Here is a 17,766-nt window from a genome sequence, read left to right on the forward strand (position 1 = left end):
AGTCGCGGGGGAACCCAGCTACATTTTGATGCCGCTAGCTAACGGAACTGCGCGTCCAGTCAGGACCGGTATGCCGGAACTCGGCATTTTCTCAATCAACTCGATCGACTTTCAAATACGTCTTTGATGAAGGGCAGTGCCGAGTAGACGGTCGACCAGCCTGAGTAAAACGCCAGTTGAGTCATAACGTGCGCAACTTCCACGCGAGTTAGACCATAGTCCATGCTTCGGTTCAAATAGAAAGGCAGCACTGTAACCTGTGAAGTGGCAATCACCATGCAGACTGTGATCAGGCACCGATCTCGCGGCGAAAGGCCGGGCCGGCGCCATACGTCGCTGAACAGTATGTCGTTTGTGAATTGAACCAGCTCAGGCACTGTCGTGCCGAATTTTTCAACGACGGCAAGCGCACGCTGCTCTTCGGCAGCGGCATCAACCGGGAGCAAATTGACGATGGCTGGTGACAGCTGATCTGTCGTAATACCGCGTTGCTCGAAGACTGATCTCGTCACCCCCACAGCTGACATCGCGTTAGCCCATCCTGTATAAAACGCCAAGTGCGCAATGATTTCCGAAATTTCGTCAGGGCTTACGCCATTGTCGAGCGCGAGATCCAAATAGCTGGTCATGTGCGCACTCTGATTACGCGAAATCATTACCGAAAGCGTCACAATACTTCGGTCTCTGGTGGACAGTTCTGGGCCTTGCCATAGCGCGCCGAAAAGCACTTCTTTGGTATAGCGCTCAAGTACGGGCGATGCCGATTTTATGTTATCGAACATGCTTGTTAATTCGGGACTTTCAGAAGGGTGCATACAAAACTCCACAGTAAGTTCGAAACAAGAAAAGATTGTAGTGTTCGAATTACAAATTGGCGGATTCAAGGGTTGTAAACGAGGTTCTTCTCTTTGTCACGTGATTGAAGATAATGATATCTGTATACAGGCTACGCTTTTTAGATTGAATGTAAATCATACTCAAGTATGAGCGGAAGAGTGTGCAGCTAAAATCGGTTTGGGCGAGCCCAAACGGACTTGGTTTTGGCTATTTCATTTCGTGCGACTAAGGCTGTCAACTAGTACCACTTGGCGGAGTTTGAAATTCTCCTCGATTAGTACTTGTAGATCGTAATCTCGAGATCTTACTAAGTTATCTTGTCCTTGAGCAAAAAATTAACATTCCCAAACAGACAGGTGATTTCACCAGCTTTCGCTGAAGAAAGAAGGATCCGTCATTGAGCGTAGTTTGGAGCCAGCTACTCCGCCAGCTTGGATTTCCCATCTGGAAGTCCCGACCTTTTCCCATAACGCTCTATATTGATTTAGCTCTAGGCGAGATCGCAGGACTGACTGCTTTGGGTCGATAACTGCCCTTCGCGACGGGTAGGAAACGGCCCTAAACGGACATTCATGGCAGGCAATTATTGGCTGGCGGTTGTCTGTCGCGAAATAGTTATTCCAGCGTCATGAGCTATTAAGATTGAGTTGTAAAAAATCGCATTTGTAATTAATCGCTGCATCTTAATTGCTGGTGCGTTGATGGTGGTTTTTAACCATGCCAACCGCGTATCCGTTTGACTTAGATCAACCCGTCGATGCAACACCCTGCTGGCTCAATATTGAATGTTTTTGCATCGACGTGGTTGAAATGCACACATTAGCGCAAGGTTTATTTATTCAATTCGTTGAGGTGCGACAGTTTTACATCCCCGTAGAGAACTCAGGTGGGTGTTTGATTGCAGTTCGTATCGTGCGTAAGGCGTCATCGTATTGACAAAGTAAATGCAAAGCCCAGTCGATACGTGTGCGTATGCGAATATCATTTTCGTCTGAGGGAATTTCGCTATTCATCATCGATTCAACATTTCTTATGATGAGTTGTTCAGGCAAATACATGATCCGGCTGTTTTTGTAGCTCGAAGCACGCAATTCAGCAATTGGATAGGCTCCCCCGAGCCCAGCCGAAACCCCCACCAGGAGCGCTGGCTTGTGTCCAAGTTCACCGAGTCCTGCGTACAAAAAGAAATTTTTCAGCGCCGGGCAAGCCATGCCATTCCACTCCGGGCTGATCACGATCAGTGCGGTAGCTTTTTTGAGGATGGTTTGCTGGACATTCCAGATTCCATCAATGTCTTCTTCTGGCCACAGCGGTAGCCGACTGGAAGCCAAGTTCAGCAGTTCGCCTGAATCACAAAGACCAAGTTGCTCTAATCGGTCGCGCAAATATTTTGCGACTTTGAGTGATTGGCTGTTTGATCTATTCGATCCAGACAGCAGAACGATATGACGGCTCATTGCGCCACCTTCTGTTTAGCCTTGTGTGCTTTGGGGGCGACACGGCGTGAACGCACGATGGGCCAGAACAACTCTTCTTTCCAGCTGATCGGTGACAAGTGTTCGATACCGTATAAGGGCGGACGCCGGCGGGTAATTTTGGCCGTACCGAACAGGATGTCCCAGAAGAACAACAGGTTGCCGAAGTTGCCCTTGTAATGCGTGACACCATCCTCGGCAGTCAAGCCGTGATGGGCTGAATGAGTGGAGGGGGTGGAAATCGTTCGCTCCAGAACCCAGACAACAGGACGCAACACACGGATGCCATACAGTTTGTCGTCCCACGCAACGCTGCTGTGCGCTGCGAAGATGACGATCATCTTCAGGATCAGATAAACATAGTAAATATGCGCAAGCCCTAGATAGATCAGTATGCCGGACAGCCAGATGCCGGGCATCAGCATGTAGTAGAAGCTGTTGTTTCGATAAACGATGCGGACACTCATGTAGGGCGCGGAGTGATGAGCGCGGTGCAGCGCATAAAGTGCCGGGACCCGATGTGTCAGTCGATGCCACCAGTATTGAGTCATGTCATCCAGTACTAGAAACAACACGAACCCTGCGACCCAAGGAATGGTGGCCAAGGCGCCTTTCATTTCCGGAACAGCCAGGCTCAGGATTTTTCCACTGAGCCACATGACACTGGGGAACGTGATTGCAACCAGGATCCCGGAGCCTATGACTTCGATCAGTACGTCACGCTTCCCGCTCGACGGGTGTCGGAGCGAAGAACACGCGAGTTCCAGCAAGATGAAGGCAAGGAATATCCCGGCCACTATTACGGAAGGATTGTTGGCGAGCATTATTGTATTCATGGCACTCTCGATTAAGGCCCTTGCGGGCAATGCCATTTCATTAGAAGCCAACGAGTAAGCCGTCCCTATGCGCGAAACGGACAAAATTGAGCGAGAACAGGTCAATCGTTCCCCCCAGCGCTTTCACCGCGGCAAACTGGGCCAGGTGCTGGAGCGTTTCCTGGATAGCCAGGCCCTGAGAGAAAACAGGGATTACAGCCTGATCGAGCTGGATCAGCTTTGGCGCGAGGCGGCGCGCATCGATCCGGCGATCGGGTTGAAACTGTTCACGCTATTCACGCCTCAGGACTGGCACGTCCTGGCCTATCTGTGCTTGTACAGCCCCGACGTTTTATCATCCATGAAGCTTTGGGCCCGGTACGCGCGGCTTGCGGCGGACACAGACACGGTGAGACTGCTCGATGATGAAAACGGCGTCGGCATCGAGCTGTGCGTCGATGCGCCCAGTGAGCTGGCGCGCTATGTCATTGAGCACTACGGCGCAATGTCCATCGCGCAGTTGCGGCGTGGAACAGGGCAGCAGGTGCAGCCGGTCCTGGCAAGATTTACTCACTCTCGTCCGTCGTATTACAAGCAATACACCCAATGGTTTGGGGGCCGTGTCGAGTTTGACTGTCCGATTAACTGCTTCTATTTCGATGCTCGAAGCTTGAGCCTGCCGATGCAGACACGTCATCACGGGATGCTTGAGTTATTGACCCAGGAACTGGATCGACGGATCGCCGTGCATCGGAATTTCAGCGGTTGGTCAGCCAAGGTTGCTGAAGGAGCGCGACGATCTCTAGCGAGAGGTGAAACTCCCAATCTGGACAATCTGGCGAAGGCGCTGCACCAGACGCCAAGGACCTTACGGAGACGACTGGAAGAGGAAGGTACAACCTTCAGGCAATTGCTCGATCAGATTCGCGCAGAATTGGAACTGCATCTTGAATTGCAAGGAGAGTCATTAACGGAGATTGCAGCTCAACTAGGCTACAGCGATTTGACGGCGTATCTCCACGCCCGAAGTCGATGGCGTGACAGGAAGTAATGTAGCGGGCCCGAACTTTTCGGAACGACAGCGTTACCTCACAAATCACCTCATCCCACGCCAGTAATTTCCTTTGAAAAAAGGGGACGGATTTATTTTTAACAGCGCTTCAGGCAACTGGATCACAAATAAATCAGCCCCCTTTTACACATGGCTGCCGGTGCGACAGGGAGCAATGGGCTCTTTGAGATAGGCATATGGATCATGCCCATTCATGCGGGCTTAGATATCCAGACAAATTTTGCCGAAATGCTGGTTGGTTTCCTGATACTTGAACGCTTCGACAATCTCGCTCAAAGGGAAATGACGATCAATAATCGGGCGCATGCCATTAGCATTGATGGCCCGGATCATGTCTTGCTGCTGGCTGCGGCTACCCACCAATACACCCTGCAGACGCACTTGCTTGATCAGTGCCGGTACAAAATTCATTGCACCGCTTACGCCACTCAATATCCCGATGACGGAAATGTGACCAGCAACCCGAATTGCAATCATCGATTGCTCAAGCGTCGCAGGGCCGCCGACTTCGATGATGTGGTCAACACCACGGCCACCCGTTAGAGCGCGTGCAGTTTCGCCCCAGTTAAGGTCTTTGCGGTAATTGATGACATGATCAGCACCTAGAGCTTTCAGACGTTCAAGTTTTTCGTCGCTTGAAGAGGTCGCAATGACGGTAGCACCGGCCATTTTAGCGAACTGCAGGGCGAAAATTGAAACGCCACCAGTGCCTTGGACGAGCACGGTGTCGCCCGGCTTGAGTGAGTCATCGGCCATCAGGGCGCGCCATGCAGTAAGGCCAGCGGTGGTAAGCGTCGACGCTTCAGCATGGCTGTAGCCAGTAGGCGCGAGGGTAAACGATGTGGCTTTGGCCGTCACTTGCTCACGAGCGTAGCCGTCAATGCCATCGCCTGGCACGCTGACAAAGCCTTCAACCAGTGGCACACCGTCGATCCACTCCGGGAAGAAGGTGCTGACGACCGAGTCACCCACCTTGAATTCAGTGACATCAGGGCCGACAGCAATGACTTCACCTGCACCATCGGCCATGGGGATGCGTTTTTCGCTAGGGCCCCACATACCGCTGACCACCGCGAAGTCGTGGTAGTTGAGCGAGTTGGCGTGAAGTCGTACGGTGATTTCGCCAAGCGCTGCGGCTTGGACTTCGCTGCTGCCAACCACAACGTTTTCATAGCCGCCACCGGGTTGGACGAAGATCGTTTTGCTGCTCATAGGGGGTTCCTTATGTTTTCTAATTACGCGAAATAACGAAATGAAAGTTTAAAAATTACAATTCGATGATCAACCTGGCCGCAAAGTCGTCAATCGCCTGCTCGTTGCGCCGGTAGTAAGTCCACTTTCCGATGCGGGTGGTTAGCACGAAGCCTGCGCGCTGCAAGATAGCTAAGTGTGCAGACGCGGTAGAAGGTGAAAGCCCTGCCTTGTGCTGCAAATGGGTTACGCACACCCCTATCGCAGGATCTCCATGATCCTGAGGTGGGAAATTATTAAGTGGGTCTTTGAGCCACTCCATCATTTGCATGCGAGTGTCATTGGCCAGGGCTTTGAGCTGTTCGAGTATCATGGTCGGCAATGCTACGCTTTTTTACGAAATGTTCAATAAATAATCTATCAGCATTGGCAAGGGTTTGAAATCAAAAACACTCATCCAGCTGAATCGCCCCTACTTTTGTCGATGTACTGAATGACTGCTTGAACTGTTCCGCTCTGGTAGACATCCCCCGTCTATGTTTGAACGTTCGGCCGATTGCTGTCCTTCGTACCAGGCAGAAAATCGGCCAGAAGCAGTATGGGCGGATAGCCAATAGGCACAGCCTACTGCTTCACTCCTCGCCGCCTCCATACAACCCCAACCGCCGATCCCGATGCAAATCATTACGCGCACTAATCCGCTTATTCCGCGCCTCAGCAAGGTTAAGTGTGGCCAGCAAAATTTGCTCTCCCCCCTGCTCCGCCGGCCCTATCAACGGATAACCATCAGCATCGACAATCACCGAACCTTGCACCCATCCAACCCCGCGTTCATGCCCATGCCGATCACACGCGGCAATAAACATCCTATTCACCGAAGCATTCGCCTGTACGCGCACCACCTCGGCTGCACGCTCGGTTGGCGGCCTCGGGCCATCGGGCCAATTGACGGGAGCGCAGAGCAATTCTGCACCCGCCAGCGCCGGCAGTCGCACCCATTCTGGAAACTCCAGGTCGTAGCAAATCAGCATGCCGATCCGTCCATGGACCGTTTCGACCACCGGCGGCGCGTCGTTGCCGGGGCTGAAGATTTCGCTTTCCGCGTCCCACAGGTGTGCCTTGCGATACACGGCGCGCAGGCCTTGGGGGTCGATCATCGCCGCGCTGTTGGCCAGTGCATCGCCTTGCAGTCGTTCGCAGAATCCGCCCACTACAACGACGTTCAATTCTTTCGCCAACGCCGCCCACAGGCGCAGGGTTGGTCCGTCGGTTGTTTCGGACAGGGACAGCGCTTCGTCACGGTCAGCAAACAGGTAACCGCTCTGCACCAGTTCGGGCAGCACGATAACTTGGGCGCCTTGCAACGCCGCCGAGCGAATCGCTCGTTCTGTCAGTGTCCGGTTGTAAGCGAGGTCGCCTATTTTCGGTGCCACTTGGCAGCAGGCGACCACGGTATTTTTCACGCTGTTCAACGTCCCTCCTCCACTGGCTGATGAGCCATGGCAACAATGTCGCTCTCGGTGATCGAGTCGATGATTCGGCGTTCGTATTCAAGGTCGATCGAACGGCTGAGCAGGTAATACGCCAGGCCCGAAACCACCAGGCCGACCAGCCAGGCGATGTCCACGCCTTCGAGCATGCGCGCCAGCGGCCCGACGAACACTTCTTTGCCGGCGGCGGCATCGAAGATGTAGAAGAACGGCACCATCGCGGCAAATCCGATCAGGTACGAGACGATTCCTCGGAATTGCCAGGCGCCGTAGATGCCCTTCGGTGTGAAGAAATGCGGGATCGCGTAGCGGCCTCTGCGCACGAAGAAGTAGTCGACCAGATTGACCGCGGTCCAGGGCACGAGGAAGTACAACAGCAGCACGAGGAAGGTGTTCAACAGCGCGATGCCATCGCCCTTGATCGACAGCACGCAGGTCAACAGGATGAGGCTGATCGCGGAGATCGACATGACCCGGGCGCGAGGGGTTGGCGTGATTTTTTTGATCGAGTCGACGCCGGTCAATAACGTCAGCATCGCGCTGTAGGTGTTGAGCGCGATGATCGGCAGGAAGCCTGCCACGGAGACGATGACCAACACGTTGCCCAGGCCCGGGATCATCGACGATCCGACCTGGTTAAGCGCCACCAGCGCATCCGCCGCTTTCAACTGCTGCGCGAGCCAGGCGCCGAGGCCGATCATCCAGCTCCCCGACAACGATGCGCCGATGAACACGGCGGCGATCAGTTTTGGCCGACTGGTGTTTTTCGGCAGGTAACGGGAATAGTCGGAGACATAGGGCGCGTAGGAAATGTTGTAGCTCGCGCCGATGGCAAACAGCGTGGCGAACGCAACCCTGCTGAAGCCCAGATCGGTCGCCGGGGCGACGCCTTCCTGGCCTGCACCGAACATCAGGGCGATGGTGACTAACGCATACAGCGGCAAGGTCGCCAGCAACGCCCATTTGAAGGCTTTGTGCATCAGGTCGTGGCCGTAGATCGACAGCAGCGCGCCGATCAGCACCACGACGATGGCGACAATGGTCGGGTCGATGCCGAAGACGTGTTCAAGGCCGTTCATGATCAGCGAGATGTTCACCACGTTGAAGCCGACGAACACAAACATCGTCGCCATCAAGGCCAGGATCACTCCGCGATACCCGAACTGGGCACGGGACTGGATCATTTGCGGGAGGCCCATTTCGGGACCTTGCGAGCCGTGAAAAGCCATGAAGATGGTGCCGAACATGATCCCGAGCGCACCGGCCAGCATCGTCCACAGCGCCGACAAGCCAAGGCTTGGGCCGACAAAACCGATGGAGATGGTGAAGAAGTGGAAGTTGCCTAAAAACCAGAAAGGGCCCTGGCTGCTGAGCTTGGCGTGACGTTCGTTTTCCGGAATGTAATCGATCGAGTGGCCTTCGATGGCCAACCCGCCACTCGCCTCGAGGGCGTGCGCAGAATGAGGAGACCCTGACATACGATTGTTCCTATGCAGTTGATTGTTGTTTTTATGGGCAAAGCGCCGGTTTCATTGCAATGTAGGGCCTGGGTCAGGGCTATAAAATATCGCAGGCACACTGTTTACATAGATCCGCGTCTATGTGAATGAACATTGAGGGACACCCATGCTGGGCACTGTATCGGAACTGGATCTGCGTTTGATCCGGGTCTTTTTGACCGTCGTTGAAGCGGGCGGCATCTCGGCCGCGCAAACTGCGCTCAACACCACCCAACCGACCATCAGTGCGCAATTGGCGACGCTGGAAGCGCGGGTGGGATTTCGACTGTGCGAGCGCGGTCGCGGCGGATTTTCGGTGACGCCCAAGGGTGGTCAGTTTGTCGAAGCGGCCCGCCGATTGCTGGCGGCAGCCGAAGGTTTCCGGGTTGAGGTCCAGCACATCAATCGCAAAGTGTCGGGCAACATCAATATCGGTTTGCTCGGCCAGATCGATCCTGTTGCCAACAAGAAAATCGCCCTGGCCATCGCGCGTTTAAGGGCTCGTCATGAAGGCCTGTATTTCCACTTCACGGAACTGTCGTCGTCGCTGCTGGAAGAGAAAATCATCAATAGCCATATCGATCTGGCGATCGGTTACTTCTGGCACCGCTTGCCCAACATCGATTACTTCCCCTTGTTCCAGGAAACCCAGATCGCCTACTGCGCCCCGGCTCACCCGCTGTTTGAGCACGTGGGGGATCTGACCCGGGATGACGTCCGCGATTACGACTGGGTATGGCCCAGTCACCCCTTGCCGGAAATGCCTGCACCCACCTCGATCGAACGCCTGACCGTGCTCACCGACAGCATGGACGGCGCGGCGCTGCTCATTCTGTCGGGGCAGCATTTGGGCTTTTTGCCGCAGCACTATGCGGCGAAGCATGAACAGCTGGGGCAGTTGCATCCGCTGAATCCCGAGCTGCTGCGTTATGAGGTGGGGTTTCATGCGGCGGTTCGGCATTCGGCGCGGCAGCGGGATCTGGTGAGTGCGTTCCTGAATGAGCTAATCGATATTTTCAATTCTTAATCGCTATCTCGCTGGCCGGGATGACGTCGATCCGTGCCACGGGCCCCGTCAAGTGCGCCAACTCCGCGTTGTGCTGGGCGATGATGTCTTCGGCGGCGAGGTTGCCGTTGTCGACGGTGGAATGCGCGTCGGCGGCGAGCACCACGTCATAGTTCAGGTTCAGGGCCTGGCGGACGGTGGCGTTGACGCAATAGTCGGTTTGCAGCCCGCAGATGATCAGGCGGTCGGAGCCAAAATCTTGCAGTAGGGCTTGTAAGTGGGTCTGGTAGAACGAATCTCGATTGGTTTTTCGCACCCGACGGTCTTGCGGTGAAGTCTTCAGGCTTTCGGCCAGTTGCCAGCCTTCAGAACCATGTTGCAGCTGGTCGCCCTTTTCTTCGTGCTGGATGAGGATGACCGGAATCCCTGCCTCCCTGGCCTTGGCACTCAGGCCGTTTATATTCTCGATGACGCGTTTGATCTTAAAACATTCGTACTCGCCAGTGCACAAGGCGTGCTGGACGTCGATGATCAGCAATGCAGTGGTCATGGGCTCAGGCCTTAAAGTAGTCCTTCAGATTAAGGGGTACGCCACCTGCTCCCTGGGGCCGAGCGAAGAGTGCGTACCGTCGATAATGCCGTAAAACACCTACGATGGAATAGCTTGAAATCGCTGCCTGTCCGCGAATTTATCCAGTCGGACACAGCCCGCCCCAACACCGCTAAGCTGAATTGAAAATTCATTAAACCACATCAACTATTACGGTATTACTTTATCTATTGTAACGAACAACATTAAACACTTCCAAAGCACAATAAGTGTGGTCATACCCGGGTCATTGCTTTAGGGTGAATCTTCGATATCGAGAAGTTTCGCCAGGGACTGCGACCTGTTTAATGACAGGACTGCGGCTTTGCCGCTGGCTCTTAATGGATTTCAGCCAGTGACGTGTAAGTAATACCTGACCGTTCTATTTGAACGCTATGGGTACTTACAATCCTGATTCCCGCTGATGCCGTTATATTCATTGAGCACATATGATATGAGTGACAACAAAGTCCTTGTCTTGCGCACTTGCGCCAACGACATGTCGGACCATGCCGGCCAAGTCTGGCCGGACGCCGGCCTGGTGGTGTGCAAGCACTGGAAGCCCAGCAAGAAACTCGAGAACGGCCTGGTCGGCTTATTGTGGGGAGAAGGTTCCTCTACTCAACTGAGTTTGCGAGCCGATGCCAAATGGGTTGTGTGCGAAGTTCACATTGGTCACATTATAAAACTTGATGAAGACGGCATGATCAAGTTTCCGGAGGCGGAAGTTGTTCACACAGGCACTCAAGACAGTTCGATCAATTACATTGCAGCGCACATTGAACACTATCAATCAGCAAACATCCCTTTAATCGACACCCCACTTGAATCACCAAATAAAACCTCCAGTCGCGAATTCGAAAGTCGGCGAGCACAGGGTTACAGTCCTTTCGGCATCGGCGCTAAAACCGACGCCTCGCAAACTTTCGAAACTGCTGTGTACGGCAGTACGCTCACGGGTGGGCATCAAAGTTATCTGCTGGCGGGTTACGGCAGTACGGAAACAGCCGGCGGTCAGAGCTCATTGATTGCCGGTTACGGCAGCACCCTGACGGCCGCCGACAGCAGCTCATTGACCGCCGGGTATGGCAGTACGGAAATGGCTGGCGATGACAGCTCGCTGATCGCCGGGTACGGCAGCACCCAGATCGCCGGGCAGAAAAGCACGCTGACCGCCGATTACGGCAGCAGCCAGACCGCCCAGGACGGCAGCACCCTCACCGCCGGTTACGGCAGTACCGAAACGGCGGGAAGCGACAGCTCGCTGACCGCAGGCTATGGCAGCACTCAAACCGCCCAAGAGGGCAGCGCCCTCACCGCCGGCTACGGCAGCACCGAAACAGCCGGATCGGATAGCGCCTTGATTGCCGGTTACGGCAGCACGCAAACGGCGGGACAGGACAGTACGTTGACCGCGGGTTACGGCACCACCCAAACCGCCCAAGACAGCAGCGCCCTCACCGCTGGCTATGGCAGCACCGGCACAGCGGGGCCGGAAAGCTCCTTGATCGCCGGTTACGGCAGCACCCAAACAGCCGGCCACGAAAGCACCCTGACCGCCGGGTATGGCAGCACCCAAACCGCCCAGGAGAACAGTTCCCTCACGGCCGGTTACGGCAGTACACAAACAGCCGGTCATGAAAGCACGCTAACCGCCGGGTATGGCACCACCCAGACCGCACAGGAAAGCAGTTCGCTCACCGCAGGCTACGGCAGCACCGCAACGGCCGGGCACGACAGTTCGCTGATCGCCGGATACGGCAGTACGCAAACGGCCGGTTATGAGAGCACGCTGACCGCCGGCTACGGCAGCACTCAGACTGCCCAGGAAAGCAGTTCCCTGACGGCAGGCTATGGCAGCACCGGAACCGCCGGGTACGCCAGTTCCCTGATCGCCGGTTATGGCACGACCCAGACCGCAGGCTATGAAAGCAGTCTGACGGCGGGTTACGGCAGCACCCTCACCGCTCAGGAAAGCAGCTCCCTTACCGCCGGTTACGGCAGTACGGAAACCGCCGGCGGCGACAGTTCGCTTATCGCTGGCTACGGCAGCACTCAGACCGCCGGTTATGACAGCAGTCTGACCGCCGGCTATGGCAGCACCCTCACCGCGCAGGACGGCAGTTCTCTCACGGCCGGTTACGGGACCACGGAAACCGCCGGGCATGAGAGTTCGCTGATCGCCGGCTACGGCAGCACGCAAACCGCCGGCCACGACAGCACGCTGACGGCAGGTTACGGCAGCACCCTCACCGCTCGGGAAAACAGTTCACTCACGGCCGGCTACGGCAGCACCCAGACGGCGGGTTACAAAAGCACTCTGACCGCTGGTTATGGCAGTACGCAAACCGCACGGGAAAGCAGTGTTCTCACCGCCGGCTACGGCAGTACGGGAACCGCCGGTAGCAACAGTTCGCTGATCGCCGGATACGGCAGCACGCAAACCGCTGGCTACGAGAGCACGCTGACGGCAGGTTATGGCAGCACCCTCACCGCTCAGGACAACAGCTCCCTCACCGCGGGTTATGGCAGCACCGAAACCGCCGGCTACGAAAGTTCGTTGATCGCCGGTTACGGCAGCACGCAAACCGCCGGTTACGACAGCACGCTGACGGCGGGTTACGGCAGCACCCTCACCGCTCAGGACAGCAGCTCCCTTACCGCCGGTTATGGCAGCACCGAAACCGCGGGTCAGGACAGCTCCTTGATCGCCGGCTATGGCAGTAGCCTGACCAGCGGCATCCGCAGCTTCCTCACGGCCGGATACGGCAGCACATTGATCAGCGGATTGCGCAGTGTATTGACCGCCGGTTATGGCAGCAGCCTGACCTCCGGCATGCACAGCACCCTGACCGCCGGATACGGCAGCAACCAGATCGCCAGTTATCAAAGCTCATTGATCGCCGGCCCCGACAGCACGCAAATTGCCGGGCACAAAAGCATGTTGATTGCCGGTAAGGACAGCTCACAGACCGCGGGTTATCGCAGCACCCTCATCGCGGGCGCCGGCAGCGTCCAGACCGCGGGTGATCGCAGCAAATTGATAGCCGGCAAGGACAGCACCCAAATCGCCGGCGACCGCAGCAAGCTGTTGGCGGGCAGCAATAGCCACCTCACGGCCGGTGATCGCAGCAAGCTGACGGCGGGCGATGACTGTACGTTGATGGGCGGCGATAAAAGCGTTTTGACGGCGGGCAAAAACAGCATCCTGGTGGGCGGCGCCCGCAGCAAGCTGATTGGCAGCCTGGGTTCAACGTTGACCGGAGGCGAGAATGCGACGTTGATTTTCCGATGCTGGAACGGCAAGCGATTCAAGAATGTCGTGGCGCATACCGGCAAGGATGGCGTGGAAGCGCATGTGCCGTATCAGGTGGACGAGGCGGATAACCTCGTCACCAAGCCCGACGAATAACCTTGTCGGTCGGGCCACCCTCGCAGCTTGAGGGTGGCCATGGACTTACGCCTTAGTAGCCGAGCGACAACCCCGTATTCCTGCGCGGGTCGTTGGCCCCATAGAAGCGGTTCTTGCCCACCGGTTTGCCTTCCAGCGAAGGCGCGCCCACCAGGATCGCCGCCAAATGGTTGGCATCCTGCGGCCCGGCAAACTTGTGGCCCCAGCCCTCAAGCATCTTCACCGTGTTCGGACTGGTGGTGAAGGTCTCCAGGTTGGTCTCTTCCGGCAGCCATTGCTGGTGGAACCGGGGCGCATCGACCGCTTCCTGGATGTTCATGCCGTAGTCGATCACGTTGAGCATGGTCAGCAAGGTGGCGGTGATGATGCGACTGCCGCCGGGGGTGCCGACAACCATGACCACTTTGCCGTCCTTGGTGACGATGGTCGGGCTCATGGACGACAGCGGTGCCTTGCCGGGAGCAATGGCGTTGGCTTCGCCTTGCACCAGGCCGTACATGTTGGGCACGCCGATTTTCGAGGTGAAGTCGTCCATTTCGTCGTTGAGGATGACCCCGGTTTTGCTGGCCATCACACCGGCACCGAACCAGTCGTTGAGGGTGTAGGTCACTGACACCGCGTTGCCCCATTTATCGACGATGGAGTAATGCGTGGTGTTGCTGCCTTCATGGGGCGCTACACCGGGTTTGAGCTCGCGGGACACGCCGGCTTTTTGCGGATTGATCGCCGCGCGGATTTTGGTCGCGTAGTTCTTGTCCAGCAGGTGCTCGATCGGGTTTTTAACGAAATCCGGGTCGCCGAGGTAGCTGTTGCGGTCCACATAGGCATGGCGCATCGCTTCGATCTGGTAATGCATGCCCTGGGCCGAGTGGTAGCCCAGATCCTTCATCGGGTAGCCTTCGAGAATGTTCATGATCTCGCAGATCACCACACCACCGGAGCTGGGCGGCGGTGCCGACACCACGTGATAACCGCGGTAGTCACACTCGATCGGCGCCAGTTCGCGGGTCTTGTATTTGTCGAGGTCGGCCTGGGTGATGATGCCCTTGTTGGCCTGGCTGGAAGTGACGATGGCGTCGGCCACCCAACCTTTGTAGAAACCGTCTTCGCCCTTCTCGGAAATTTCCCGCAGGGTTTTGGCCAGATCCTTCTGCACCAGTTTTTGCCCGACCTGCATCGGTTCGCCATTGCTGAGGAAGATCGCGCCGGAATCCTTGATGTCCTTCTTGAACACGTCGGTGGCGTATTCCAGCAATTCGACATCGCCCTGCTCCAGCACAAAACCGTCTTCGGCAAGTTTGATCGCCGGGGCGATTACTTCCTTGCGCGGTTTGGTCCCGTATTTCTTCAGCGCCAGTTCCATTCCGGACACGGTGCCGGGCACGCCAACGGCCAAGTGACCTCGGGTGCTCAGGTCCGGCACGACGTTGCCCTCTTTGTCGAGGTACATGTCTGCTGTCGCGGCCAGCGGCGCTTTTTCGCGGAAATCGAGGAAAGTCTTGCGCCCGTCCGCCAGTTGAACGGTCATGAATCCACCGCCCCCCAGGTTACCCGCAGCGGGATAAACCACCGCCAGCGCATAACCCACGGCGACAGCAGCATCGACGGCGTTGCCACCGTTCTTGAGCACATCGACGCCTACATGGGAGGCCAGGTGCTGGGCCGTGACAACCATGCCGTTTTCGGCCGCGACCGGGGCCACGGAGGCTGCGTAAGCACTGAGGCAACTGAGCGCCAATGAGGTCGCAATCAGCGATTTGGCAAAAGGTTCGAACTTCATGAGTCGGTCTCTTTTTGTTTTTAGGCTCTGTTTAAAAACGGAGAAAACGCTTCAAAGCAGACGCAAGTATGGCCGGGATTGCGTTTTGCGCCTCCTCGCCGAGGCAGTATGCTTGGCCTCTGTTCAGCCCTTCTGAGGAGTTCGCCGGCATGACTTACACCTTCACCACTCTGGCGTCCCCGGTCGGCGAGCTGAAACTGGTTGCGAAAGATTCAAGACTGGCCGCCATCCTCTGGGAAAACGACAAGCCGAACCGGGTTCGGCTTGGCCCGATGAGCGAGGCACCGGATAACCCGATCCTCCTACGCGCCGTTCAGCAGTTGCAGGAATACTTTTCCGGCACGCGCAATAGCTTCGATCTGGAACTGGATTTTGCCGGGACGGACTTTCAGAAGAAGGTGTGGCAGGCGCTGCTGACCATTCCGTTTGGCGAGACGCGCAGTTACAGCGAGATCGCCGAGCAGATCGGCAATCCAAGCGCAGTCCGGGCGGTGGGCGCGGCGAATGGCAAGAACCCGATTTCGATTGTTGCGCCGTGCCATCGGGTGATTGGGGCGTCGGGGAAGTTAACGGGGTTTGCCGGCGGACTTGAGGCAAAGGAACGGTTGTTGACGCTGGAAGGTTGCGAGTGGTCCGGGGCTAGCCGGACGGGCGAGCTGTTTTAAGCCGACTGCCCCCCGATCTCTGTGGCGAGGGAGCTTGCTCCCGCTCCAGTGCGCAGCACTGGCAAAAATCTCCGACTAAGCCAGTATTTTGGGGCCGCTTCGCAGCCCAGCGCGAGCAAGCTCGCTCGCCACGGGGTTAAGGGTTCAGATCTCGGGACTCAGGTCTCAGGTAGCGGTGAAGATATTTTTCATCGCCGCATACTGCAGCAGCATGATGGTCTTCGCATCGCAGATCTCCCCGCGATAAAACGCCTCGAGCGCCTCGTCGAATGTCCACTCCAGCACTTCCAGTTCTTCGGTTTCTTCTTCCAGCCCGCCACCCTCGCTGACTTTCGACGCTGCGTCATATTCAGCGATGAAGAAGTGCAGTTTTTCGGTGACCGAGCCTGGGCTCATGTAGGCCTCGAACACCTTTTGCACGTGGTGCACGCGATAACCGGTTTCCTCTTCGGCTTCGGCGCGGATGCGTTCTTCAGGTGCCGCGCCTTCGAGCAGCCCCGCCGCCACTTCGATCAGCAAACCATCGTGGCCGTTGACAAACACCGGCAACCGAAACTGACGCGTCAGGACGACGGTTCTTTTGTCGCGGTTGAACAACAGAATCGCCACGCCATTGCCACGGTCGTACACCTCGCGGGTCTGGCGCTGCCAGTCGCCGTTGTTACGCAGATAGTCGAAGGTGATTTTCTTCAGCAAGTACCAGTCGTGGGACAACACCTGGGACTCGATGATGTTGACCCGCTCGGCTGTGTTCGCCATCACAACGCATCCTTTTTTCGTCAGAAGGTCCCCATGGTAGGCGAAAACCAAAAAGCCCGGCATCTCTGCCGGGCTTCTTTTTACTGCTGGCTGGCGACGTCAGGTATCGCGCTGTCTTCCTGTGAAGAGAGCTGCTTGCCATTGATCAACGGCCCGTAACGACGGCTGAACTCCCAGCTGTAAGGCACGTGGTCCCTATTGACCCCGTTGTCCCAATTCACCGACCAAGTCATCAGGCCTTTGATCGAAAGCCCCTTGGCGTCGAGACGCTTGAAGGCATTCACCACTGCCGCCGGATTGATCACGTAACCGGTGGCCGCCGCGTCGACGTTGGCAGGCAGGCCGATCACGAATTTGTCCGCCGGGATCTTCGTGAACCCGCGAGTGCCGCTCACCAGGCTTTCGGTCAGGTAAAACAGGAAGTCCTCTTTCATCGCGTCGTTGTTCTGGGCAATCCACGCGCCATTGCCGTTATTGGCTTCCGGCACCCAGATTCCGTCGCCGCCCTGGTTGTAATACTGCGGGGCGATGAAGTCGTAATAGCCTTCCAGGGCCTGGAGGTAGCCGACGTATTTGCCGGCGGTGGTCAGGTACGGAAACTCCGGCGCCATGCTGATGATGAAGTGTTTGCCTTCACCGGCGTAATGGTCCTTGACCAGCTTCAGCGCGGCAGGCAGGACGCTCTTGTTGTCGGCGAAATCAATCGCGCTCTGTTCAAGATCGATGTCCAGCCCATCGAAGCCGTAGGTTTCCACCAGACGGATGATTTCGTTGGCCAGCGGCTGTTCGTTACCTTTGTGCAACTCGATGTGCGCGTCGGCGCCACCGAGGGAAATCAGCACCGCCCTGCCCTGACTGTTCAGCACGCCGACCTGGCGACGGAACTCGGCGTCGGACAAGTTGTACGGCTTGAAGGTCGGGATGCCGTTGCCCTTCATGAAGGCCACGGCCACCACGTTGTAATCCTTGGGCACATCCCGCAGCGCGATGTTGGCGAACTGGCCACGCTGATAACCGTCGCTCGGCCCGGCGGGCCAGTTGTGCCAGAAGCCCATGAGGATCTTTTTGCCGGCAATACTCGGCATCAACGAAGCGGCGTCGGCGAGTGGCGATTTCAATAACGTAAAGTCGAATTTTGACATGTTCTATTCCTTCAGAACGTGTGGGGGGATTAAC

At 56.5% G+C, this 17,766-nt stretch carries 14 protein-coding genes and 1 pseudogene; 4 read left to right on the forward strand and 11 right to left on the reverse strand.

Annotated elements, in window-relative coordinates:
* Positions 1-95: 95 nt before the first annotated feature.
* The 3 genes from AB4N91_RS15590 to AB4N91_RS15600 form a co-directional block, all read right to left on the reverse strand.
* On the reverse strand, positions 96-815 hold the full coding sequence (locus tag AB4N91_RS15590) for a carboxymuconolactone decarboxylase family protein (protein WP_154911570.1): 720 nt from the start codon (positions 813-815) through the stop codon (positions 96-98).
* An 885-nt stretch (positions 816-1,700) separates the two neighbouring features.
* The gene (locus tag AB4N91_RS15595; protein ID WP_010458976.1) at positions 1,701-2,294 is read right to left on the reverse strand and encodes an NADPH-dependent FMN reductase; all 594 of its coding nucleotides are present in this window, start codon (positions 2,292-2,294) and stop codon (positions 1,701-1,703) included.
* Positions 2,291-3,148 (reverse strand): sterol desaturase family protein, encoded by an 858-nt coding sequence (locus AB4N91_RS15600; RefSeq protein WP_460110914.1) that lies wholly within the window; start codon positions 3,146-3,148, stop codon positions 2,291-2,293. The genes AB4N91_RS15595 and AB4N91_RS15600 overlap by 4 nt, the downstream gene beginning before the upstream one ends.
* Positions 3,149-3,215: 67 nt before the next feature.
* Between AB4N91_RS15600 and AB4N91_RS15605 the strand changes: the two genes are divergently transcribed.
* Positions 3,216-4,178 (forward strand): AraC family transcriptional regulator ligand-binding domain-containing protein, encoded by a 963-nt coding sequence (locus AB4N91_RS15605; RefSeq protein WP_411960741.1) that lies wholly within the window; start codon positions 3,216-3,218, stop codon positions 4,176-4,178.
* A 222-nt stretch (positions 4,179-4,400) separates the two neighbouring features.
* On the opposite strand, the gene AB4N91_RS15610 is transcribed toward AB4N91_RS15605, so the two are convergent.
* From AB4N91_RS15610 to AB4N91_RS15625, 4 genes are all read right to left on the reverse strand, one after another.
* Positions 4,401-5,411: a zinc-dependent alcohol dehydrogenase family protein gene (locus tag AB4N91_RS15610; RefSeq protein WP_083377148.1), complete on the reverse strand. Its 1,011-nt coding sequence runs from the start codon at positions 5,409-5,411 to the stop codon at positions 4,401-4,403.
* 55 nt (positions 5,412-5,466) lie between these two features.
* Positions 5,467-5,763, reverse strand: a complete 297-nt coding sequence (locus AB4N91_RS15615) for an ArsR/SmtB family transcription factor (protein WP_010458965.1) — start codon at positions 5,761-5,763, stop codon at positions 5,467-5,469.
* Positions 5,764-6,022: 259 nt separating this feature from the next.
* Positions 6,023-6,862: a nitrilase family protein gene (locus AB4N91_RS15620; RefSeq protein ID WP_460110923.1), complete on the reverse strand. Its 840-nt coding sequence runs from the start codon at positions 6,860-6,862 to the stop codon at positions 6,023-6,025.
* Positions 6,859-8,358: a purine-cytosine permease family protein gene (locus tag AB4N91_RS15625; RefSeq protein WP_460110926.1), complete on the reverse strand. Its 1,500-nt coding sequence runs from the start codon at positions 8,356-8,358 to the stop codon at positions 6,859-6,861. Before AB4N91_RS15625 ends, AB4N91_RS15620 begins: the two co-directional genes overlap by 4 nt.
* A gap of 148 nt (positions 8,359-8,506) precedes the next feature.
* Between AB4N91_RS15625 and AB4N91_RS15630 the strand changes: the two genes are divergently transcribed.
* The gene (locus AB4N91_RS15630; protein WP_460110931.1) at positions 8,507-9,406 is read left to right on the forward strand and encodes a LysR family transcriptional regulator; all 900 of its coding nucleotides are present in this window, start codon (positions 8,507-8,509) and stop codon (positions 9,404-9,406) included.
* Here AB4N91_RS15630 and AB4N91_RS15635 read toward each other — a convergent pair.
* Positions 9,396-9,935: a cysteine hydrolase family protein gene (locus tag AB4N91_RS15635; RefSeq protein ID WP_460110935.1), complete on the reverse strand. Its 540-nt coding sequence runs from the start codon at positions 9,933-9,935 to the stop codon at positions 9,396-9,398. The genes AB4N91_RS15630 and AB4N91_RS15635 overlap by 11 nt on opposite strands.
* Positions 9,936-10,677: 742 nt before the next feature.
* On the opposite strand from AB4N91_RS15635, the gene AB4N91_RS15640 reads away from it, so the two are divergent.
* Entirely contained in the window at positions 10,678-13,386 is a 2,709-nt protein-coding gene (locus AB4N91_RS15640) for a beta strand repeat-containing protein (protein WP_460112673.1), read from the forward strand.
* Between the two features lie 52 nt (positions 13,387-13,438).
* Here the strand turns inward: AB4N91_RS15640 and ggt are convergent, their stop codons facing one another.
* The gene (gene ggt, locus AB4N91_RS15645) at positions 13,439-15,166 is read right to left on the reverse strand and encodes a gamma-glutamyltransferase (RefSeq protein WP_460110941.1); all 1,728 of its coding nucleotides are present in this window, start codon (positions 15,164-15,166) and stop codon (positions 13,439-13,441) included.
* Positions 15,167-15,315: 149 nt separating this feature from the next.
* Here ggt and AB4N91_RS15650 point away from each other — a divergent pair, with 149 nt between their 5' ends.
* Positions 15,316-15,831 (forward strand): methylated-DNA--[protein]-cysteine S-methyltransferase, encoded by a 516-nt coding sequence (locus AB4N91_RS15650; RefSeq protein ID WP_010458952.1) that lies wholly within the window; start codon positions 15,316-15,318, stop codon positions 15,829-15,831.
* 165 nt (positions 15,832-15,996) lie between these two features.
* On the opposite strand, the gene AB4N91_RS15655 is transcribed toward AB4N91_RS15650, so the two are convergent.
* On the reverse strand, positions 15,997-16,590 hold the full coding sequence (locus AB4N91_RS15655) for an NUDIX domain-containing protein (RefSeq protein WP_042932180.1): 594 nt from the start codon (positions 16,588-16,590) through the stop codon (positions 15,997-15,999).
* Positions 16,591-16,697: 107 nt separating this feature from the next.
* A pseudogene (locus AB4N91_RS15660) lies at positions 16,698-17,732 on the reverse strand (chitinase); the annotation flags it as partial.
* Positions 17,733-17,766 lie beyond the last annotated feature (34 nt).

The organism is Pseudomonas sp. H3_D04, from assembly GCF_054669175.1.